The sequence below is a fragment of the Nonomuraea roseola genome (assembly GCF_039535395.1).
Lineage (GTDB): Bacteria > Actinomycetota > Actinomycetes > Streptosporangiales > Streptosporangiaceae > Nonomuraea > Nonomuraea roseola.
The window spans coordinates 109,521-131,995 of the sequence record NZ_BAAAXC010000005.1 but is presented as its reverse complement, the minus strand read 5'-3'; the positions used below and the strand labels follow the sequence as shown (position 1 = coordinate 131,995).

At 74.2% G+C, this 22,475-nt stretch carries 9 protein-coding genes; 5 read left to right on the top strand and 4 right to left on the bottom strand.

Features of this window, described 5'->3' with window-relative positions:
- Positions 1 to 5: 5 nt before the first annotated feature.
- Together ABFX55_RS02535 and ABFX55_RS02530 are read right to left on the bottom strand one after the other, a co-directional pair.
- On the bottom strand, positions 6 to 5,450 hold the full coding sequence (locus tag ABFX55_RS02535) for an SDR family NAD(P)-dependent oxidoreductase (RefSeq protein ID WP_346117196.1): 5,445 nt from the start codon (positions 5,448 to 5,450) through the stop codon (positions 6 to 8).
- Positions 5,440 to 14,097: an SDR family NAD(P)-dependent oxidoreductase gene (locus ABFX55_RS02530; RefSeq protein WP_346117194.1), complete on the bottom strand. Its 8,658-nt coding sequence runs from the start codon at positions 14,095 to 14,097 to the stop codon at positions 5,440 to 5,442. Before ABFX55_RS02530 ends, ABFX55_RS02535 begins: the two co-directional genes overlap by 11 nt.
- Before the next feature lie 263 nt (positions 14,098 to 14,360).
- On the opposite strand from ABFX55_RS02530, the gene ABFX55_RS02525 reads away from it, so the two are divergent.
- Entirely contained in the window at positions 14,361 to 15,719 is a 1,359-nt protein-coding gene (locus ABFX55_RS02525; protein ID WP_346117192.1) for a condensation domain-containing protein, read from the top strand.
- A 27-nt stretch (positions 15,720 to 15,746) separates the two neighbouring features.
- Positions 15,747 to 17,288, top strand: coding sequence for an amino acid adenylation domain-containing protein (locus ABFX55_RS02520; protein ID WP_346117190.1), 1,542 nt, complete (start codon positions 15,747 to 15,749; stop codon positions 17,286 to 17,288).
- A 6-nt stretch (positions 17,289 to 17,294) separates the two neighbouring features.
- Here ABFX55_RS02520 and ABFX55_RS02515 read toward each other — a convergent pair whose 3' ends face one another.
- The gene (locus tag ABFX55_RS02515; RefSeq protein WP_346117188.1) at positions 17,295 to 17,564 is read right to left on the bottom strand and encodes a phosphopantetheine-binding protein; all 270 of its coding nucleotides are present in this window, start codon (positions 17,562 to 17,564) and stop codon (positions 17,295 to 17,297) included.
- Between the two features lie 207 nt (positions 17,565 to 17,771).
- On the opposite strand from ABFX55_RS02515, the gene ABFX55_RS02510 reads away from it, so the two are divergent.
- From ABFX55_RS02510 to ABFX55_RS02500, 3 genes are read left to right on the top strand one after another with little or no spacing between them, the layout of a single operon-like run.
- Entirely contained in the window at positions 17,772 to 19,403 is a 1,632-nt protein-coding gene (locus tag ABFX55_RS02510) for a condensation domain-containing protein (RefSeq protein WP_346117186.1), read from the top strand.
- 7 nt (positions 19,404 to 19,410) lie between these two features.
- Positions 19,411 to 20,301, top strand: coding sequence for a hypothetical protein (locus tag ABFX55_RS02505; protein ID WP_346117184.1), 891 nt, complete (start codon positions 19,411 to 19,413; stop codon positions 20,299 to 20,301).
- Positions 20,302 to 20,305: 4 nt separating this feature from the next.
- Complete coding sequence (locus ABFX55_RS02500) at positions 20,306 to 21,487, top strand: cysteine desulfurase family protein (protein ID WP_346117182.1); 1,182 nt, start codon at positions 20,306 to 20,308, stop codon at positions 21,485 to 21,487.
- Here the strand turns inward: ABFX55_RS02500 and ABFX55_RS02495 are convergent.
- Positions 21,474 to 22,475, bottom strand: a complete 1,002-nt coding sequence (locus ABFX55_RS02495; RefSeq protein ID WP_346117180.1) for a hypothetical protein — start codon at positions 22,473 to 22,475, stop codon at positions 21,474 to 21,476. The genes ABFX55_RS02500 and ABFX55_RS02495 overlap by 14 nt on opposite strands.

Sequence of the window (22,475 nt, the reverse complement as noted above, 5' to 3'; positions counted from 1 at the left end):
TGGCGTCACAGTTCGTTGTCGATGAGGGCGAAGATCTCCTCGTCGGAGGCGGAGTCGATCTTGTCGACCATCGTGTCGGGACGGCCTGTGCCGTCCGGTGCCGCGCCGAATCTGGCCAGGCCGCTCTGCAGCACGGCGACGAGCTTGCTGCGGATGGCCTCGCCGTCGTCCTTGGCGCCGGTGAGCATGGATCCCACGCGTTCGAGCGCGCCGCGCAGTGTCTCCTCGGGAGACGGCGGCGCCGGTGCGAGGGTGCTGAACAGGAACTCGGCGAGTGAGCTGATCGTGGGGTGGTCGAAAACGAGGGTGGGCGGCAGGCGAAGGCCGGTGTCGGCGTTGAGCCGGTTGCGCAGTTCGACGGCGGTGAGGGAGTCGAAGCCGAGCTGGTTGAAGGCGCGGTCCACGCTGACCTTGTCGGGACTGCCGTGCGCGAGGACGGCGGCGACGTGGCCGCGGACTCTCTCGGTGAGCAGCCGCAGTGCCTCGTCCCTGGTGAGAGCCGCGAGGCGGATCATCAGTTCGGCCACGCCCCCGGAGTTCGTGGTGCGTCGGGGGGTGCGGACGAGCCCGCGGAGCATGACCGGCAGATCACCCGCCTCAGCCCTGGCACGCAACCCCGCCATGTCCCACCGCGCCGCCACCACCAACGGATCAGAACCCGACACAGCCGCGTCGAACAGCTCCAACCCCTGCTCCACACTCAACGGCGCGACACCCGCCCGCCCCAGCCGGGCCACATCCGCCTGCGACAGACCACCGGTCATCCCCGACTCGGTGTCCCACAACCCCCACGCCACCGACACACCCGCCAACCCCAGCTGCCTGCGATGCGCCGCCAGCGCGTCCAAGAACGCGTTCGCCGCCGCGTAATTGCCCTGCCCCGCATTGCCCAGCACCCCGGCCAGCGAGGAGAACAACACGAACAACGACAACGGCCGCTCCGCCGTCAACTCGTGCAGATACCAGGCCGCATCCGCCTTCGGCGCCAGCACCGCGTCCATCCGCTCCGCGCTCAGCCCTTCCACCAGCGCGTCGTCCAGCACTCCCGCGGTGTGCACCACACCCGCCAGCGGCACCCGCTCCAGCAGAGCGGCCAGCGCCTCGCGATCGGAGACGTCACACGCCGCCACCACCACCCGCGCACCCAGCCCCTCCAGCTCCGCCACCAGCTCGGCCGCACCCGGCGCGCCCGGCCCACGACGCGAAACCAGCAACAGATCCCGCACCCCGTGACCCGTCACCAACCGCCGCGCCACCAACGCGCCCAGACCACCCGTGCCACCGGTCACCAGCACCGTCCCCGACACCTCGGGCAACGGTTGTGCCTCAAGCCTGCGGCGGGCCAGCCTGGGGGCCAGCATCTTTCCGTCGCGCACGCGTACCTGGGGCTCGGCGACCGCCGCCAGCCGCCCCCAGTCGGCGTGGCCGTCCTCGACCTCGGCCAGGACGAACCGGCCAGGCTGCTCCGACTGCGCCGAGCGCACCAGCCCCCACACGGCGGCGCCCGCGGGGTCGCCCGCTCGGGTGACGAACGTCAGCCGGGACTCGGCCAGCCGCTCGTCCCTGATGGCCTCCAGCACCTGCGTGGTCAGCTGCCGCACCGCGGAGGGGACGTCGGGGCGGTCGCTCACGCACGGGATCACCACGGCCTCCGCCACACCGTCCCCTGCCTGCGTCTCGACCCAGTCCACTCCGTAGACGGCCTGGGCGGAGCCGGCCAGCGCCCCGGACGGGACCGGCCGTACCCGGAGCGAGGCGAGGGAGAGCACGGGCCGTCCGGCCGTGTCGGCGGCCTCGACGGCGCACGCGTCAGCCTCCGCTCCGGTCAGGCGGACCCGCAGTGTGCCCGTCCCGGGCTGGAGGAGCCGCAGGCCGCGCAGCTCGAACGGCAGCCGCACCGTCGCGCTCTCCCCGGCGACGAGCAGCGGGTGGAAGGCAGCGTCGAGAAGGGCGGGGTGGACGCCGTATCCGGCGGGGTCGACCTCCTCAGGCAACGCCACCTCGGCGAACAGCTCCTCCCCCCGCCGCCACACCGCGCGTAACCCCTGGAAGGCGGGCCCGTACTCGTAACCCCGCTCGGCCAGCCGCTCGTAACCACCCTCCACCTCCACCGGCTCGGCACCGGACGGCGGCCACACCGACGCCCACGAACCCGATCCGTCGGCAGTGCCGGCGACCGGCACGGGGCCGTCCTCGCCGTCGGGGGTGACCGTGGCCGACACGTGGCGGGTCCAGGCGGCGTCCGGGTCGTCGGCGGGGCGCGAGTACACGCGCACCGGCCTGGCGCCGGAGGCGTCGGCGCGCTCCACGACGACCTGGATCGCCACGCCGCCGCCGGCCGGCAGCGTGAGCGGGGCCTCGAACACCAGCTCTTCGACCAGGTCGCAGCCCGCCCGGCCGCCGGCCTCCAGGACCAGCTCGGCGAGCGCGGCCCCGGGCAGGACGACCGTGCCGGACACCGCGTGGCCGGCCAGCCATGGCGCGGCGGCCGGCGACAGCCGGCCTGTCAGCACGGCCTGGCCGTCCTCGGGCAGGTCGACGGCCGCGCTGAGCAGCGGATGGCCGGCCTCGCGCAGCCCCGCCGAGGCCAGGTCGGCGGCGGGTGCGGGCGGGTCGAGCCAGAAGCGCTCGCGGTCGAAGGCGTACGTGGGCAGGTCCACGAGCCTGCCCCCACCCGCCGGCGCGGGCCAGTCCACCTCCGCCCCCGCCGTCCACGCGCGGGCGAGGCAGTCGGCCAGCGCGTCGGGTTCGGTACGGTCGCGGCGGTGCAGGGAGACGATCGCGGCGCCCTCGCGGGTGACGCAGTCGTGCGCCATGCCGGACAGCACCGCCTGCGGCCCCACTTCCAGGAAGACGCCGACGCCCTCGTCCTCGAGCCGGGAGATCGCCGTCTGGAACAGGACGGGCCTGGTGATCTGGTCGAGCCAGTAACGGGCCGAGGTCCACGTTCCCTCGATGCCGGTGACGGTGGCCGTATGGGGGCGGTCGAACGTCACGCGCGCCAGCTCGGCGGCGAACGCGGGCAGCATCGGCTCCATGAGCGGGGAGTGGAAGGCGTGGCTGACGGACAGCCGCCGGGTGCGCCGGCCGCGCGCCCGCCACTGCTCGGCCAGCGCCAGGCACTCCTGCTCGGCGCCGGACACGACCACGCCGGTGGGACCGTTGACGGCGGCGACGCCGACGCGCGACTCCAGCCCGGTCAGCGTCGCGGCGACCTCCTCGGCCGTCGCCTCCACCGCGACCATGGCGCCGGGTTCGCACAGCTCCTGCATGAGGCGGCCGCGGGCGGCGATGAGGCGGGCCGCGTCCGGCAGGGACCAGACGCCGGCGGCGTACGCGGCCGCGTACTCGCCCACCGAATGCCCTGCGACGATGTCGGGTCTCACCCCGTACGACTCCAGCAGCCGGAAGGCGGCCACCTCGAAGGCGAACAGCGCCGGTTGCGTGTAGGCGGTCTGGTTCAGCAGCTCGGCGTCGGGACTGCCGGGCTCGGCCCACATCACCTCGCGCAGCGGTCTGTCGAGGTGGGGGTCAAGGGCGGCGCACACCTCTTCGAGGGCGGCGGCGAACGCCGGAGCGGCGGCCGCGAGCTCCCTGCCCATCCGGGCACGCTGCCCGCCCTGCCCGGTGAACAGGAACGCGGTCCGCGGCTGCTCGGCGGCCACCCCCTCGACCACCGCCGCCAGTGGCCGCGCACCGGCGGTCGCGGCCTCCCCGTCCCGCCGCGAACCCGCGGACGGGCTCGCTTCGCCGTGCCGGCCGTCGCCGCCGGGCGGGGGCGCCGTCGTGGGCTGGTTCGCGTACGCCGCGAGGGTGGCGGTGAGGGTGGCGTGATCGCGGGCGAGCACGACGGCGCGGTGGGGGAAGGCGGCGCGTCCTGCGAGTGTGTGCGCCACGTCGGCGGGGTCGGGCTGCTCGCCGGAGGTGACGGCCGCGTGCAGCCGGGCGGCCTGGGCCCGCAGGGACCGGTCGCTGCGCGCGCTGATCGGCCAGGCGATCGGCCCCGCGAGAGGGACCGGCGGCTCCTCGCCGAGATCGGTCTCCTGGCCCGCTTCCGGCAGGGCGGGGGGCTCCTCGAGGATGAGGTGGGCGTTGGTGCCGCTGATGCCGAACGAGGAGACGCCCGCGCGACGGGGCCGCTCACCGGCCGGCCAGGCGCGGGCTCCGGTCAGCAGCTCGGCCCGCCCCGCCGACCAGTCGACGTGCGGGGTCGGCTCGGTGACGTGCAACGTCGGCGGCAACACCCCATGCCGCATCGCCTGCACCATCTTGATCACCCCCGCCACCCCCGCCGCCGCCTGCGTGTGACCGATGTTCGACTTCACCGACCCCACCCACACCGGCCGATCCTCCGCCCGGCCCCGCCCATACGTCGCCAGCAACGCCCCCGCCTCGATCGGATCACCCAACCGCGTCCCCGTCCCATGCGCCTCCACCGCATCCACATCCCGCGTGTCCAGCAACGCGTCCGCCAACGCCTGCTGAATCACCCGCTCCTGCGCAGGACCACTCGGCGCCGTCAACCCGTTGCTCGCCCCGTCCTGGTTCACCGCCGACCCCCGGATCACCGCCAGCACCCGCCGCCCATGACGAACCGCCTGCGACAACCGCTCCAGCACCAGCACCCCCACCCCCTCGGCCCACGCCGCACCGTCAGCCGAAGCCGAGAACGACTTGCACCGCCCGTCGGCCGACAGCGCCCGCTGCCGGGAGAACTCCACGAAGACGTCGGGGGCGGCGATGACGGTGACGCCGCCGGCCAGCGCGAGCGTGCACTCCTGCTGGCGCAGCGCCCGGGTCGCGAGGTGGAGCGCCACCAGGGAGGAGGAGCAGGCGGTGTCGACCGTGATGGACGGCCCCTCCAGGCCGAGGGTGTAGGAGACGCGCCCGGACAGCACGCTCGGCGTGCTGGAGGTGAGCAGGGTCCCCTCGACCGACTCGGGCACCCGGTCGAGGAACCGGGTCGAGTAGAGCTCGTACATGCATCCGGCGTAGACGCCGGTACGGCTGCCGCGTAACGACCCCGGATCGATCCCCGCCCGCTCCAGCGCCTCCCAGCACGACTCCAGGAACAGCCGATGCTGCGGATCGGTCGCCAGCGCGCTACGCGGACTCATCCCGAAGAACCCCGCGTCGAACTCCCCCGCGTCATGCACGAACCCGCCGTGCCGCACGTACGACTTGCCCGACGCCTCCGGATCAGGATCGAACAACCCCTCCAGATCCCACCCACGATCGGCGGGGAACCCACTGATCGCGTCCCCGCCCGACGCCACCAGATCCCACAACTCCTCAGGACCCGTCACCCCGCCGGGGAAACGGCAGGCCATCCCGACGATCGCCACCGGCTCGTGCCAGCGGCCCTCCTCCTCGGCGAGGCGTCGGCGGGTCTCCGCCAGCTCGACGGTCACACGCTTGAGGTAGGCGCGGAGCTTCTCGTCATTCGCCACGTTCGGGCCTTTCCATAGACAGGGGGGACGTCATCGCCCGGTTGTCGATGAGGGCGAAGATCTCCTCGTCCGAAGCGGAACCGATCTCCTCGGCCCCGCTGGAGCCGGTGGGGGCGGCGGAGGGGGCGGCGGCGCCGCCGATCCTGGTCAGCGCGCTCTGCAGGATGGCGACGAGCTGACCGCGGACGGCCTCCGACTCGCCGTTGGCCGCCCGCAGCGTCGACTCGGCCTGGTCCACCGCGGCGCGCAGGGCGTCCTCGGCCGAGGGCGCCTCGGGCGCCAGCGCGTTGAACAGGTAGCCGGCGAGCGCGGTGACGGTCGGGTGGTCGAAGACGAGCGTGGCCGGCAGGCGGAGCCCGGCGGCGGCGTTGAGCCGGTTGCGCAGCTCGACGGCGGTCAGGGAGTCGAAGCCGAGTTCGTTGAAAGCGCGGTCCACGTCCACCTGGTCGGGGCGGCCGTGCGCGAGGACGGCGGCGACGTGCGAGCGGACCAGCTCGGTCAGGTGGGCGCGGCCGTCGGCCTCGCTCAGCCCCGCCAGCCGGTCGGTCAGCCCGCCGAGGCCGGCGGCGACGGTCCCGGCCGCCGCCGTCGCGCGTCGGGGCGTGCGGACGAGCCCGCGGAGCATGACCGGCAGATCACCCGCCTCAGCCCTGGCACGCAACCCCGCCATGTCCCACCGCGCCGCCACCACCAACGGATCAGAACCCGACACAGCCGCGTCGAACAGCTCCAACCCCTGCTCCACACTCAACGGCGCGACACCCGCCCGCCCCAGCCGGGCCACATCCGCCTGCGACAGACCACCGGTCATCCCCGACTCGGTGTCCCACAACCCCCACGCCACCGACACACCCGCCAACCCCGACTGCCTGCGATGCGCCGCCAGCGCGTCCAAGAACGCGTTCGCCGCCGCGTAATTGCCCTGCCCCGCATTGCCCAGCACCCCGGCCAGCGAGGAGAACAACACGAACAACGACAACGGCCGCTCCGCCGTCAACTCGTGCAGATACCAGGCCGCATCCGCCTTCGGCGCCAGCACCGCGTCGAGCCGGGAGGCGGAAAGCCCTTCGAGCACGGCGTCGTCGAGCACGGCGGCGGTGTGCACCACACCGCCCAGCGGCACCTCCGCCAGCAGAGCGGCCAGCGCGTCACGATCGGAGACGTCACACGCCGCCACCACCACCCGCGCACCCAGCCCCTCCAGCTCCGCCACCAGCTCGGCCGCACCCGGAGCGGCCGGCCCACGACGCGAGACCAGCAACAGATCCCGCACCCCGTGGCCCGTCACCAACCGCCGCGCCACCAACGCGCCCAGACCACCTGTGCCACCGGTCACCAGCACCGTCCCCGACACCTCGGGCAGCGGCTCGGCGGCGACCTCACGCCGGGTCAGGCGCGGCGCCAGCAGGTCCTGTCCCGCGGCGGCGAGCTGGGTCTCGCCGGCGGCGATCGCGGCGGCCAGCCGCTCCCAGCCGGAGAAGCCGGGGGCGATCTCGGCGAGGACGAACCGGCCGGGGTGCTCCGACTGCGCCGAACGCACCAGCCCCCACACCGCCGCCGCCTCGGGCCCGCCAGGGCGGGTGGCGAACACCAGCCGGGACTCGGCGAACCGCTCGTCGGCCAGCCAGCCCTGTGCCAGGTCGAGCACCTCACGCAGGGCGTCGTGCGCGGCGTAGGGAAGGTCGTCACCGTCGGCGTGGACGGGCGCCAGCACCACGCCAGGGACCCGGCCTGCGCTCATTCCGGCCAGCGAGGCGAGGTCGTAGTGGCGCGGCGCCGCGATGCCCGCCCGCTCCAGTTCGGCGCCCAGTTCGTCGGCCGCCTCGTCGTAGCCGACCAGCGCCCAGTCCCCTTCACCCGTCCCGGCGCCGAGCACGGGCGGTTCAGCCCATTCGACGGTGTAGCGGGCGGCGGCGGAGGCGGGGCGGGCGGCGCTTCGCGGCAGGCGGCGCAGCGCCAGCAGGACGACGGCGGCGATCCGGTCTCCCGCCCCGTCGAACAGGCTCAGCGCGATCCGGTCGTCGCCGAGATCCTTCACACGAGCGCGCAGCGCCTCCGCGCCGAGCGCGGCCACTCGCACCCCGCTCCATGAGAACGGCAGCAGCAGCGCGGTGGGGTCGTCGGCCGACTCCAGCACCACCAGGTGCAGCACCGCGTCCAGCAGGGCAGGGTGCAGGACGAACCGCCCGGCGTCGGCGCGTACCTGGTCGGGCGGCGCCACCTCGACGAAGGCGTCCTCGCCCGCGCGCCAGGCGGCGCGCAGTCCCTGGAACGCGGGACCGTAGGCGTACCCCCGCTCGGCGAGCAGCTCGTAGAGCCCGTCCAGGCCGATCGGGACGCCATCGGGCGGCCAGGAAGGCAGGCGCTCGGGCGGGTCCTCGGGAGCGGGGCCGAGCAGGCCGGTGGCGTGGCGGGTCCAGGGGGCGTCGGTGTCACCGGCAGGGCGGGCGTGGACGGCCACGGTGCGGCGGCCCTGTTCGTCCTGGCCGCCCACGGTGACCTGGACGTGGACGCCACCCGCCGCGGGCAGCGGCAGCGGGGCCTCCAAGGTCAGCTCCTCGACGGCGTCGCAGCCCGCCGTGACGGCGGCCTGCAGCGCCAGCTCGACGAAGGCGGTGCCGGGCAGCAGGACGGTGCCGTCCACCGCGTGGTCGGCCAGCCACGGATCGGTGCCGACGGACAGCCGGCCGGCCAGCAGGAAGCCGCCGTCGGCCGCGAGCGGCAGGGCGGTGCCGAGCAGCGGATGGCCGGAGCCGCCAGGGCCGCCGGCGGGGCCGGGGGCGAGCCAGTGCCTGTGCCGCTCGAAGGGGTAGGCGGGCAGGCTGTCGTGGTGGCGGCCGGCGGGGCCGAGCGCGGCCGCCCAGTTCACGCCGGCGCCGAGCACCCACGCCTGGCCGAGCGCCTTGAACAGCCTGGGCAGGCCGCCGTCGTCGCGCCGCAGCGTGCCCGTGGCGCCTCCGGCGACGCCGGCCGCCGCCAACGTGTCCACGACGTGGCCGGTGAGCACCGGGTGCGGGCTGGCCTCGACGAACACCGGCGTTCCTGTGGCCGCGACCGCCTCGATCGCCTGCTGGAAGCGGACCGGGTTGCGCAGACTCGTGAACCAGTAGGCGGCCGTCAGCAGGCCGGTGTCGATGAACTCGCCCGCGTACGAGGAGCAGAACGCCACCTCGGTGTCGCGGGGCCGTACTCCGTCGAGGCTGCGCAGGATCTCCTCGCGCAGCTCCTCGATGTGTGGGGTGTGGGCGGCGTAGCCGATCGCGACCCGGCGGGCCTGGACGTCGTCACCGCAGGCGGCGGCGCACTCCTCCAGCGCGTCGGCGTCGCCCGCCACCACCGTGCTGGACGGGCCGCTGTACACGGCCGGCCACAGGCGGCCTGCCCAGGGTCGCAGCAGTTCCTCGGCCCTGGCGGCGGGCAGCGACACGGCCAGCATGCCGCCCTTGTCGCCGAGCCTCGTCAGGGCCCGGCTGCGCAGCGCGACCACGCGCGCGGCGTCCTCCAGGGAGAGCGCCCCTGCCACGCACGCCGCGGCGATCTCGCCCTGGGAGTGGCCGACGACGGCCGCGGGGTGCACGCCGAGCGAGCGCCACAGCCCGGCCAGCGCGATCATGACGGCGAACAGCGCAGGCTGGATGACGTCCGAGCCCTCCAGCGGGGGCGCGCCGTTCCTGCCGCGCAGCACGTCCACGACCGACCATCCGGTGTACGGCCGCAGCGCGCGGTCGCACCGGCCGACCTGGTCGCGGAAGGCGGGGCTGGCGTCGAGGAGGTCCACGGCCATGCCGGCCCACTGGGAGCCCTGGCCTGGGAAGACGAACACCGGCCTGGCCTCGGCAGGCGCGGCCCCGCTGGTGACGGCGGCGTGCGGGGTCCCGGCGGCCACGGCCTCGAGCCCGGCGAGCAGCTCGTCGCGGCCTGCGGCCACCACCACGGCGCGATGCGCGAACGCGGTTCGCCTGGCCAGCGTCCTCCCGGCGTCGGCCAGCGCGCCGTCCGCGAGCCCGTCGGCGTACGCGTGCAGCCTGGCCGCCTGGGCGCGCAGCGCGGGCTCGCTCCTGGCCGACACCACCCACACCATCGGCCCTGCCGCCGGGTCGAGGACCTGCGGCGCTTCGTCAGGGCGCGCGGCGGGCGGCGGCGGGGCGGCTTCCACGATGAGGTGGGCGTTCGTGCCGCTGATGCCGAAGCTGGACACCCCTGCCCGCGGCGGCCGGTCCTGCGCCAGCTCGACCTGCCCGGTGAGCAGCCTGACCCCGGCCGAGGCCCAGTCCACGTGCGGCGTGGGGTCGGCGGCGTGCAGGGTGGGCGGCAGGGTGCGGTGTTCCAGCGCCTTCACCATCTTGATCACCCCGGCCACCCCGGCCGCCGCCTGGGTGTGGCCGATGTTGGACTTGAGCGAGCCGAGCCAGACCGGTCGCCCCGGGTCTCTCCCCTCGCCGTACACGGCGATGAGCGAGTCCGCCTCGATGGGGTCGCCCAGCCGGGTGCCCGTGCCGTGCGCCTCCACGGCGTCGACCTCGGCGGCGCTGAGCCGGGCGTCGGCCAGCGCCTGCCTGATGACCTCCCGCTGCGCCTGACCGCTCGGCGCGGTGAGGCCGTTGCTGGCGCCGTCCTGGTTGACCGCGCCGCCCCGCAGCACAGCGAGGACCGGATGACCGTTGCGGCGCGCGTCGGAGAGCCGCTCCAGCACGAGCATGCCTGCGCCCTCGGCCCACCCCGTGCCGTCGGCCAGGGCGGAGAAGGCCTTGCACCGTCCGTCGGGGGCCAGCCCGCCCTGCCTGCTGAACTCCACGAACATGCCGGGCGTCGACATGACGGTCACGCCGCCCGCCAGCGCCAGCGCGCATTCCCCGCGCCGCAGCGCCCGCATCGCCAGGATGATCGAGACGAGCGAGGACGAGCAGGCCGTGTCCGTGGTGATCGCCGGTCCACGCAGGCCGAGCGCGTACGCGACGCGGCCGGAGACGACGCTGAGCGCGGTGCCGGTCAGCAGGTGACCGTCGGAGGCGCCGTCCGGCTGGTGCAGCCGGGGTCCGTAGTCGGGGGCCATGGCGCCGACGTACACGCCGGTGGCCGAGCCCCGCAGGGTGGCCGGGTCGATGCCGGCGCGCTCCACGGCTTCCCAGCAGGTCTCCAGGAGCACCCGCTGCTGCGGGTCCATGGCCGTGGCCTCGCGCGGGCTGATTCCGAAGAACGCGGCGTCGAACCGGTCGGCGTCATGCAGGAACCCGCCGTACCGGGTGTCGCTGGTGCCCGAGGCACCGGGGGCGAAGAGCGTGTCGAGGTCCCATCCGCGGTTGGCGGGGAACTCGGTGATCGCGTCGGTGCCGGTGCTGACCAGCCGCCAGAGGTCCTCGGGCGAGACGACCTCGCCGGGATAGCGGCAGCCCATGCCGACCACCGCGATCGGGTCGTCGTCCGCCCGATCCCGCGCGCCGCCGCCGTCCGCCTCCTCCGGCCCGCCGCCGGTGAGCAGCGCGTGCAGGTGGCCGGCCAGCCGGTCGGGCGTGGGGTGGTCGTACAGCAGTCCGGCGGGCAGCCGCAGCCCGGTGGCCGCGCGCAGCCTGTCCCGCAGCTCGACGGCGGTGGCCGACTCAAGGCCGAGGTCCTTGAACGTGCGCTCAGGCTCGACGGCGGTCGTGTCGCCGTAGCCGAGCAGCCGCGCCGTGGCCGCCAGCACCAGCTCGCGCAGCTCCTTCCTGGACCTGGCCGCCGGCGCGTCCGGCGTCCCCGACGGCTCCGGCGTGCCCGCCGCGTCCGGCGCCTGCGGCCGTACGATTCGGGGCGGCGGGGCGGCCGTGGTGTGGCGGCGGCGCTGGAACGGGTACGTGGGCAGATCCACCAGCCGCCCGCCGGGGCAGAGCAGGGACCAGTCCACCGGCGCGCCCTGGGCGTACGCCTGGGCGAGTGACCGGGTCAGCCGCTCCGAGCCGCCCTCGCCGCGGCGCAGCGTGGCGACCACGGCCACCTCCCGGCCGGCGTCTTCCGCGCTCTCTTCCACGCCCGTGACCAGAACCGGGTGCGGGCTGCACTCCACGAACAGCGCGCAGCGCTCCAGGGCGGCCCGTACGGCCTGGCCGAAGCGGACCGGTCGGCGCAGGCTGCGATACCAGTAGGCGGCGTCGAGCCCGGCCGTGTCCATGGGCTCGCCCGTGAGCGTGGAGACGAACGCCGTCGCGCTGCTCACCGGCCGGATCGGGGCCAGCGCCTCCAGCACCTCCTCGCGCACCGCCTCGACCTCGGGCGAGTGGGAGGCGTAGTCCACAGTAATGATCTTGGTTCGGTGGCCGGGCAGCCGGGCGGCGAGCTCGGCCAGCGCCTCTCTCGGGCCGGAGACCACCAGAGAGCGGGGGCCGTTGAAGGCGGCCACGGACACGCCTTCGGGCAGGACCGGCTCGACAACGTCCAGGGGGGCGGCGACCGACATCATGCCGCCCCTGCCGGTGATGCCGGCGATGGCGCGGCTGCGCAGCGCGACGACCCTGGCGGCGTCGGGCAGGGTGAGCGCGCCGGCGACGGTGGCGGCGGCGATCTCGCCCTGGGAGTGGCCGACGACCACGTCGGGCCGCACGCCGTGCGCCCGCCACGTCTCGGCGAGCGAGACCATGACGGCCCACAGGGCGGGCTGCACCACGTCCACCCGGTCCAGGCCAGGGGCGCCGGGACGCTCCTGGAGCACGTCCATCAGGGCGTAGCCGGTGAAGGGTTCGAGCGCGCCTGCGCACTCCGCCAGCCGCGCGCCGAAGATCGGCGAGGCGGCGATCAGCTCACGCGCCATCCCCGGCCACTGCGAGCCCTGCCCGGGGAAGACGAAGGCGCACCCCCCACCGACGGCGCCGCCGGTGACGACGGCGTCGTGGAGGCGGCCCGAGGCCAGTGCGCGCAGCGCCTCCTGACGCGTGGCGGCGTCGGGGGCGTGCACCACGGCACGGCGCTCGAAGGCCGTCCTGCTCACGGCGAGGCTCAACGCCACGTCCACCGGCCGCGCGCCGTCGAAGTCCACTCCGCCAGCGTCGTGGGGGGCGGCGTGGGCGGCGGCGATCGTGGCCAGCCGGCCCGCCTGCTCGCGCACCGCCTCCTCCGTCCGCCCGGACACCACCCAGGGCGCCTCCGCGCCCGGTCCCCCGAAGTCGACCCCTTCGGAGTCGTGTCCCGCGGTGCCGTGTCCCGCAGAGTCGTATCCGGCGGTGCCGTGTCCCGCGATGTCGCGTCCCGCGATGTCGCGTCCCGCGATGTCGCGTCCCGCGATGTCGCGTCCCGCGATGTCGCGTCCCGCGATGTCGCGTCCCGCGATGTCGTGTCCCGCGATGTCGTGTCCCGCGGGGTCGCGTTGCGCGGTGCCGGGCGTTCCGCCTGGGGCGACCGTGGCGGCGGGAGGGGGCTCGGCGACGATCAGGTGGCAGTTCGTGCCGCCCATGCCGAAGGAGCTGACGCCCGCCACCAGACGGCCGCCCTCCGGCCACGGGCGGGTCTCCTGCACCACCCGCAGGCGCAGGGTGTCCAGGGGGATCTGCGCGGGAGGCGTCTGGAAGTGCAGGCTGGCGGGCAGCCGGCGATGCTTGACCGCGAGGACCACCTTGAGCAGCCCGGCGATGCCCGCCGCGCCCTCCAGGTGGCCGATGTTCGTCTTGACGGACCCGACCAGGAGCGGCTCCGCACGCCCGGCTCCGTAGGCGGCGCCGAGCGCGGCCGCCTCCACCGGGTCGCCGACCTTGGTGCCCGTGCCGTGCAGCTCGACGTAGCCCACGTCGCCAGGCGCGACGCCGGCTTCGGCGCAGGCGAGCCTGATGACCTCCTCCTGCGCCCGTGCGCTCGGCACGGTCAGCCCCTCGCCGCCGCCGTCGTTGTTGACGGCCCCGCCGAGGATCACCGCGTGCACCCGGTCGCCGTCGGCCAGCGCGTCGGCCAGCCGCTTGAGCACCACGACCGCGCCGCCCTCGCCGCGCACGTACCCGTTGGCCCGCTCGTCGAAGACGTGGCAGCGTCCGTCGGGCGACAGCGCGCCGAAGGCGCCGATGGCGGCGGTGGTCTCGGCGAGCAGGTTCAGGTTCACCCCGCCGGCCAGCGCCAGGTCACTCTCGCCGCGCCGCAGGCTCGCCCCGGCCATCTGGACCGCGACGAGCGACGACGACTGGCCCGTGTCGAGGGTGAGGCTGGGCCCGCGCAGCCCGAGCACGTACGAGATCCGGTTGGCGATCAGCGCCCGGTTGACGCCGGTGTAGGCGTGCCGGCCGGGGCTCGCGGCCCTGTCACTCAGCGCGGCGTAGTCCTGGGAGATGGCGCCGAGGAAGACGCCGGCGGCGCTGCCGCGCAGGGCGGCGGGCAGGACGCGGGCGTCCTCCAGCGCCTCCCAGCCGAGTTCGAGCGCCAGCCGCTGATGCGGGTCCATGGCCGCCGCCTCGTTCGGCGAGATGCCGAAGAAGGCCGCGTCGAAGCCGTCCACGTCGGCCAGGAACCCGCCCCTCCGGTACTCGGCGGCGTCCGGCCACCGGCCGGCGGGCGCGTCGGCGACCGCGTCCACGCCCTCGCGCAGCAGCCTCCAGAAACCCACCGGATCGGCGGCCTGAGGGAGCCTGCACGCCATGCCGATGACGGCGATCGCGTCCGGCCCGCCCGTCCCGGGTCGCTGTCTCGACTCAGCCATCAATACGCCACCCCAAGCCTCGGGCGTCCATAAGACGCCGTTTATCCGAACGGCTGTGATGCATTTACCGACAGCCGGACGAGTTCGCGGCTATTGCATAGTGAGTGAGACCCTAATTGCCGGTTCTCATGCGGCACACGGTCTGCGGGCGGCACCTTGTTGCCGCCATTTATTGCCATCGCCTCCGACCGGGCTGAGCCTTGACCCGGACGTCCGGCTCGGGGATGAATGACGGACGGAGAAATCCGCGGGAGGAGGGGCGCATGCCCGTCGAGTCTCCGCTCAGCCACGGCCAGCTCTTCAGCTGGCGAGAGATCGAGCGGTATCCGGAGGACTGGCTGGCCGAGGCGAACCTGCCGGCCACCTGGGATCTGCGTGGCCTGTCCACCGGGCAGGTGACGGCCGCGCTGGAGCGGCTCGTCGAGCGGCACGAGGCCCTGCGGACCACCTACCACCCGGGCGGCGACGGCCCGGTCCAGCACGTGCACGAGGGCGTGGCGCCGCCGATCGAGCGGGTCGACCGGATCGTCACCGACCCCTCGGAGCACGAGCGGACCAAGGCCGAGCTGGTGGCGCTGCCGTTCGCGATGGCCGGCGACCTCAACTGGCGCGGCCGGATGGTCAGCTCGCGGGGCGCCCCGGTGTACCTGTCGCTGACCTTCTCCCATTTGATCGTCGACCTGTGGTCGATCCACCACCTGCAGGACGAGTTCAAGGCGCTGACGTCCGGCGCGGGCGCGGTGGCGCCGCCAGGGCCTCCGCCGCGCGAGCTGGCGCGGCGGCAGCGCGGGGCGGCCTGGCGGCCCCGGCAGGAGGGCGCGGAGCGCTACTGGCGGGGGGTGCTGGCCGAGGGGCTCACGGACGGGCTGCCGACGCTGCCCGCGCGGGTCAAGCGGGAGCGGCTGGAGCTGACCCTGCACTCGCGGCGCCTGGGCGGCCTGGCGGCGGAGGCGGCCCGCAGGCACGGCGTCACCGCCCCTGCGGTGGTGATGGCCTTCGTGGCCGCCGGTCTGGCCAGGCATCTCGGCACCGGCCGGGTCACGATGAGCCTGATGTCGTCCAACCGGTTCGCCCCTGAGGACCAGCACCTCATCGGCACGATGAACCAGCTCATCCCCGTCGTCACGGAGGTCGACCGGCGGGCCACGCTCGCCGAGCACATCAGGCGCCTGCACTGGGCGGGCGCCCGGGCCTACCGTCACGGGTCCTACGACGTCGACCGGATCGCCGAGGTGGCCGGGGCCGCCGGGCCTGCGCCGGAGCACGGCTGCTGGATCAACCACCTCTTCCGGGCCTGGTTCAACTACATCCAGGTGGACAGGCGGCCGTGCGATCCGGCCAACCAGACGCCCGCCGAGCTGGCCTGGACGCCTCTGGCCCAGCCGTACGGGCAGGCCTTCCGGGTCCGGATCGAGGTGCGGGGCGGGCGCACCAGCGTGCTCATGCTGGCCGACCCCGAGGTGCTGCCGGCCCCTGCGATGATCGACATCATGCGGACGATCCCGCTGGGAATGCAGCTCGCGCTGACCGACCCCGGCCGGGCGTTGAAGGACCTGTGGAGCGCGGGCGAGGAGCTGCCGCCGGCGCTGTTCCCCTCCCGCCCGCCCGAGCCGCCCGGGTAGCGGCCGGGCCATCACCGTGGAGAGCCCATGGCACGCACCCTCTACCAGTGGTTCGCCGCTTCCGCGGCGCGTTTCGGCGATCGGGTCGCCCTGGAGGTCGGCGGCGAGCGGTACACCTACGCCGAGCTGGAGACGATGTCCGGGGGCCTCGCGGCGCGGATCGCGGCCACCTGCGACCGGCCTCCGGCGCGGGTGGGGCTGCACGCGGGCCGCGGCGTCCTGGCCTACGCCGGGTATCTGGCGATCCAGCGGCTGGGCGCGGCGGCGGTCCCGCTGAACCCGGCCGCGCCGGCCGCGCGCAACCGCCTGGTGGCCGCCTCCGCCCGCCTCGACCTCGTGCTGTCCGACGCCTCCCACGAGCCGCCGGATCTCGCCGAGCCGTCAGGGCGCGGACCGCGCACCTTGCGGGTGGGGCAGGGCGCCCTGCGGACCGGCCCGCGCACCGCCGCCGCCCTTCGGGAGGCGGGCGCCGACGACCTGGCCTACGTGCTGTTCACGTCGGGATCCACCGGGGTCCCGAAGGGGGTGCCGGTGCGCCACCGCGGCGTGGACGCCTACCTGCGGCACGTGATCCCCCGGTACGAGCTCGGCCCCGGCAGCCGCGTCTCCCAGACCTTCGACCTGACGTTCGACCTGTCGGTGTTCGACCTGTTCGCCACCTGGGGCAGCGGCGCGACGCTCGTCGTGCCCGGCCGCTACGACCTGCTCAAGCCCGTCGCGTTCGCCGCTCGGGAACGGCTGACCCACTGGTTCTCGGTGCCGTCGGTGGTGTCGGTGGCCATGCGGCTGCGCCGGCTGACTCCTGCGGCGATGCCGTCGCTGCGGTGGAGCCTGTTCTGCGGGGAGCCCCTCACCCTGCGGCAGGCCGACGCCTGGCGGGTGGCCGCGCCCGGCAGCGTCCTGGAGAACCTGTACGGCCCGACGGAGCTGACGCTCAGCTGCACCGAGTACCGCCTGCCGGCCGACCGGTCCCGCTGGCCGGAGACGGTCAACGGCACGGTGCCGATCGGCCTGCCGTACCCCGGCGTCGAGCATCTGGTGCTCGACGGGGACGGGCGGCCCGCCGAGGAGGGCGAGCTGTGCCTGCGGGGGGTGCAGCGCTTCCCCGGTTACACCGATCCGGCGGCGAACGCGGGCCGGTTCGCCGCCTTCGACGGCGGCTCCGCCGTCCCCGCCGCGACGGGCGACACGGCCGCGCCCGAGCTGTGGTACCGCACCGGGGACCGGGTGGCGTGGCGCGACGGGCTCCTGGTGCACCTGGGCCGGTTGGACCAGCAGGTGAAGATCTCGGGCCACCGGGTGGAGCTGGGTGAGGTCGAGTGCGCCCTGCGCGGACAGCCGGGGGTGCGGGAGGCGATCGTGCTGGCGGTGCCGGGCCCCGACGGCGAGGCGGAGCTGGCCGCCGCCTGCACAGGCGCGGGCCTGGACGCGACGACGCTGGTCAAGGGCGTCACGCGGGCGCTGCCCGGATACATGGTGCCCCGCTCGGTCACGGTGCTGGCGGAGCTGCCGCTCAACGCCAACGGCAAGGTGGACCGGCGGGCCCTGGTGGGCCTGCTGGGCAGGTGACCCGCGTCAGAACGACCGGGAGCTGTCCGATCCTGTCGTCATGAGCGTGGACAGCGCCCGCCACAACGAGCCGACGGTCGCGAACGTGGCCTCGTCCAGGATCTCGTCGGGCAGTTCGACCGCGTAGCCGTTCTCGATGTCGACGAGCAGGCGCACGACGCCCATCGAGTCGAGGCCGAGCGCGGACAGCTCGTCGCGGGCGGTCAGCCCGCCCGCCTCCGCGTACGGCAGATGCGCGCGCAGAATGCTCTGGAACCGGTCCGGTATTTCCAGCATCGCGTTACCTCGAATCCAGCGGAGAATACTCGCCGATATCGAGGCTGCCGAATGGCCGGGCACCGGTCAAGGCGGCCGGGGAAAGGCGCACGTGGCAGCTTATCCCGGGCCGGAACCTGCCATTGAGCAGTGGTTGTGCCAGGTGCCGGAAAAGCTGATCCTCGAACGTGTCCGGGATTATGCGACAACCGCTGGGGGTGGGAACCGGTGAAATCCGCGAACCTGGGCTGGGGACAGCGCTACATGTGGCTGCGGTTCCATCAGCTGCCGCCCCGCCACCAGCGCGAGACGCACGTGGTCCTGCGCTTCGATCTGCCCGCTGGGCTCACGGTCGCCGCCTGCAGGGCGATGCTCACCTACCTGGCGCGCCGGCACGAGATCCTGCGCACCACCTTCGACCTCGGCCCTGAGCCGGCGCAGCGGGTGCATCCGGCCGCGCCGCTACCGGTCACGGTGGCCACCACCGAGCGGGACGGCACCGCCGCGCCCGCCGACGTGGTCGAGGAGCTCACCGGCAGGCCGTTCGACCTCGCCGCCGAGTGGCCGATCCGGGCCTGCCTGATCACTTCGGGCGGCGTGCCGAGGCACTGCGTGCTGGTGTTCAACCACCTGGCCGTGGACGTGTGGACGCTCGGCGAGATCAAGCGGGAGCTGCGCGCGCAGAGCGCAGGCGCCGCCGCCCGCCGTCCTGCGGCCCTGCTCCCTGTGCGCCGTCAGCCCGCCGACCTGGCCCGGTACGAGGCGTCGGCCGACGCCGCCATCCTGGCGTCGCAGGCGATGGCGTACTGGCAGGACGAGGTGGCCGGGTTGCCCGCCGACCCGTTCGCGGCGCGGCGCGGGGCGCGGTCAGAGCCGCCCGCCCGGCACGCGACACTGGTCTCACCGGCGATGTTGGGGGTCTCGCGGCGCCTGGCCGACCGGCACGGCGTGTGGCCGTCGCTGGTGCACGTGGCCGCCTACACCGCGATGATGGCCGCCTACACCGGCCAGGACAGCGTCGCGCACCTGGCGTTCGTCAGCAACCGCGGGTCCCACCCTTGCCCGGACGTGCTGACGTGCATGTTCTCGCCGATGCTGGTGCGGGTCGGCTGCGCCGGCGACCCGTCGTTCGGCGAGCTGCTACGCCGGGTGGCGAGCGCCTACGAGCGGGCAGGGGAGCACGCGTACGTGCCCTACGACAAGGTCGTCGAGATGGTGTCGCGGGAGGGCTCCCTGCGCGGCGCGACCGTACGGCTGGGCTCGGAGATCAACTTCATCAAGCAGCGCACCAAGGAGTACGGCGGCCGGCGCACCGCCTTCGCCTGGAACCCGGTCCCGGAGGCCTGGGCGCACCACGGCTCCGACACCTACCTGCGCGTGGACGAGTGGCGTGACGCCGTCGCCGTGGCGCTCCACGCCGCCTCGCCGGTCATGGACTCCGTGGCCGTGGAGCGCTTCCTGCGCGGCATGGAGGCGCTGGTGCTCGCGCACGACGACCCCGCCACCGACCTGCCGCTGAGTGAGGCGGCCCGGCTGGCCGGGTTCGAACCGCCCCGCTGCGCGCCCGCCGCCGCCCCGATCGAGGTCTGGGACGGCGAGGCGGGCCCTGCCGCCCGGGCGCTGGCCGAGGCCGTGCGGCAGGCGCACGGCCTCGGCGACCTCGACCTGTCCGACAGCTACACCCTCGCCGGAGGTCAGGCCCTGCGCATCCCGCAGGTGCTGGCCGAGCTCACCAGGCGCGGCTGGGAGGGCCTGACCCTCAACCAGCTCGCCGGTCCTGCGCCGCTGGGCGCGCTGGCCTCCCGGCTGGCCCCGAACCCGCGGACCGCCCCTGCCCAGAACCCCGTGAATTCGGAGTGACACCATCATGAACCACGTATCCACCGGCCAGGTGTCCAGGTCACGCCGGCTGGTCGCCTCCGAGCAGGAGCTCCGCGACGCGATAGCCCAGGAGCTGCCCGGCGAGGACCTCGGCGGCCTGGTCGTCATGGGCGGCCACTTCATGCTGTTCGAGGACGAGGCGTCGGGGCGGCTCGTCCCCGGCGTCATCGAGGAGCAGGCGGACGAGACCATGCGCCGCCGCATCGCCGGTCGCGTCGGCATCTTCCCCGGCTACACCTGGGAGTTGTCGGCCGGCCTGCTGCGCGACTACGCCGCGGCAGGGGTGGACTCCCGGCTGCTCCTGCTCGTCAACGACTGGCAGTACGTGCCGGCGGCGGACCGGCCCGCGAGCGAGCTGCGCGCGGAGTTCTTCGAAAGCTTCACCACGCTGCCCCCGGCCTACGAGAAGATCCTCTGCGAGGCCGGGCTGTCGGCCGCGGACGTGCTGCCGAGCAGGAAGCATCCGCTGGCCTTCCCCGAGACCTGGCTGAAGTACCGCTTCCAGAAGGCCGCCGACCGGCTGGTCAAGCAGGGCCGTCTGGAGAAGCGCTACCTCGACGGCGGGAGCGGGGACAGCGAGGTGGCCTTCCTCGACGCCGCCGGCAACTACCGCACGCTGATCAGCTGCGGCATCACCGGCTGCGCAGGCGAGATCACCGAGATGGTCGCCGAGGTGTACCGGGCCGGCTACCGGGCGATCCTGATCTTCGCGCCGGGCGAGTGCCTGATGCCCGTGCAGACCGGCGTGGACATCGCGCTGAGCCTGTACGACCTTCCTGGCATGCGGGTGGTGATCGCCGATCCCGGCGGCAGCGGCGAGATGTCCGCCGAGGAGATCTACGGCAAGCTCGTCACCGTCAGCACGTTCCGGAGCTGACGTCGTGAAGAAGCTCATCTACCTGGACGGCTGCGCGACGACGCGGGTGGACGACGAGGTGTTCGAGGCGATGCTGCCGTTCCTCCGCGAGGAGTACGGCAACCCGTCGTCGCCGCACGTGCTCGGCAAGCGGGCGAGGCGGGCCGTGGACGAGGCGGCCGCCTCGGTGGCCGCCCTCATGGGGGCTGACCCCGCCGACGTGGTGTTCACCTCCGGCGCGACAGAGGGCAACAATCTGGCGCTGCTCGGCATGTTCGGCCACGACGACCGGGCGCCGGTCAGCGGGCTGTTCTGCCCGACCGACCACAAGTCGTCGCTGGCGATCGGCAGGGCGCTGGCCGCCCGCGGCGTGGACGTCCGGACGATGCGGGTCGGACCGGATGGCAGGATCGACCTGCAGCACCTGGCCGGCCTGCTCGACCTGCACTCCAGGGTGGCGACCACTGCCTGGGTCAACAGCGAGATCGGCACCGTGCAGCCGGTGGCGGCGATGGCCGCGCTCTGCCACGAGGTCGGGGCCATGCTGCACGTGGACGCCGCCCAGGCGGCCGGGCGGGTCCCGCTGCGCGTGCGGGAGGCCGAGGTCGACACGATGTCGCTGTCCGGGCACAAGATCCGCGGCCCCAAGGGCGTCGGCGCGTTGTACGTCCGGCCGGAGATCCGCCATCGGCTGCGGCCGGTCATGTTCGGCGGCGGGCAGTACGAGCTGCGCAGCGGGACGATCCCGACGCACCTGGTGGTCGGGCTGGGCAAGGCGTGCGAGCTGGCGCTGGCCCGGCTGGACGCCGAGCGGCGGCGGGCCGTCGAGCTGCGCGCCACCGCGCTGGACATGCTGCGCGCGGGACTGCCGGGCGTGCGCGTCAACGGCGACCCGCGCCACGGCGTGCCGCACGTGCTCAACGTGGTCCTGCCCGGCGTGCGAGGTGAGAGCCTGGTCTCCAGCCTGTCGACGGTGGCGCTGGCCACCGGGTCGGCGTGCAACTCCGGCTCGCAGGAGCCCTCGCACGTCCTGACCGCCATCGGCCTGAGCGCACAGGACGCCAACAGCTCGGTCCGGATCTGCCTGGACGCCAGGATGCCGTTCGAAGATCTGGTGCTCGGCCTCGACCTGATCGTCGAACGGGCCCGCGACCTGGCCGGCGTGGTCGTCGCCATGGGCGGCCACGCCCCCTTCAGCCCGTCTTGAGGAACTTCCTGGCCGCTTCCACCCCGGCCTGGAAGCGGCTGGTGGCGTCGAGGTCGCGCATGAGGGTGGCGATGTGCCGGCGGCAGCTGCGCACCGACATGCCGAGCTTCCTGGCCACCACCTCGTCGGTGTAGCCCTTGGCCATGAGCGCGGCGATGGACTGCTGGAGGTCGTCGGCGACGGTGGCGTAGCCGAACTCGACGCCCTCCAGCGGCGTCGCGGTCTCCCACAGATGGTTGAACATGTCGAGGAAGAACTGGGCGATCCCCTGGTTGCGCACCCGGGCGAGGCTGACGTCGCCGCCTTCGCCGCCCTCGCCGTCGCCGAACAGGACGACGAGTGACCGGTCGAAGACGATCGCCGAGCGGGGCACGTGGCTGACGGTGTAGACCTCCACGCCGGCGTCGGTCAGCCGCTTCATCGCCAGCCGCGTGGCCACGTCGGCCCTGCTGCGGTGCTGGCAGATGACCCGCACGGTCACGCCCCTGGCGACCAGCACCAGGAACATCTGCGACAGGTCGCCGGCCTCGCCCACGCCGCCCTGCAGGACGAGCAGCTCGTCGCGGCAGGCGTCGCCGGCCGTCTTCAGGAAGCCGCGCACCTCCATGGCTCCCACCAGGTACTCCACGGTGCTGGGCGGAGGATCGCCGCCGGTCCTGGCGCCGAAGACGCCGACCCGCTCGCGGATCTGGTCGATGAGCTCGCGCCGCCGGTAGATCTCCCGCTCGACGGAGGACACCAGCGAGGCGACCGCGAGATCGGGATCGACGGGCACGAACCGTCCGCCCGCGCCGTCGTCGGCGCGCAGCAGGCGGCTCTCCATCAGGTGCCGCACGGCCTCGCTCACCAGGTGGACGTCGATCCCCAGGTCGGCGGCGGCGACTTCGACCGCCTCGATCGCCCCCTTTCGGGCGGCATAGTGGTACACGTCGGTCACATGCTCGCCACCGGAGGGCGACCTGCCGGTGAACAGCGCCGTCATGGACAT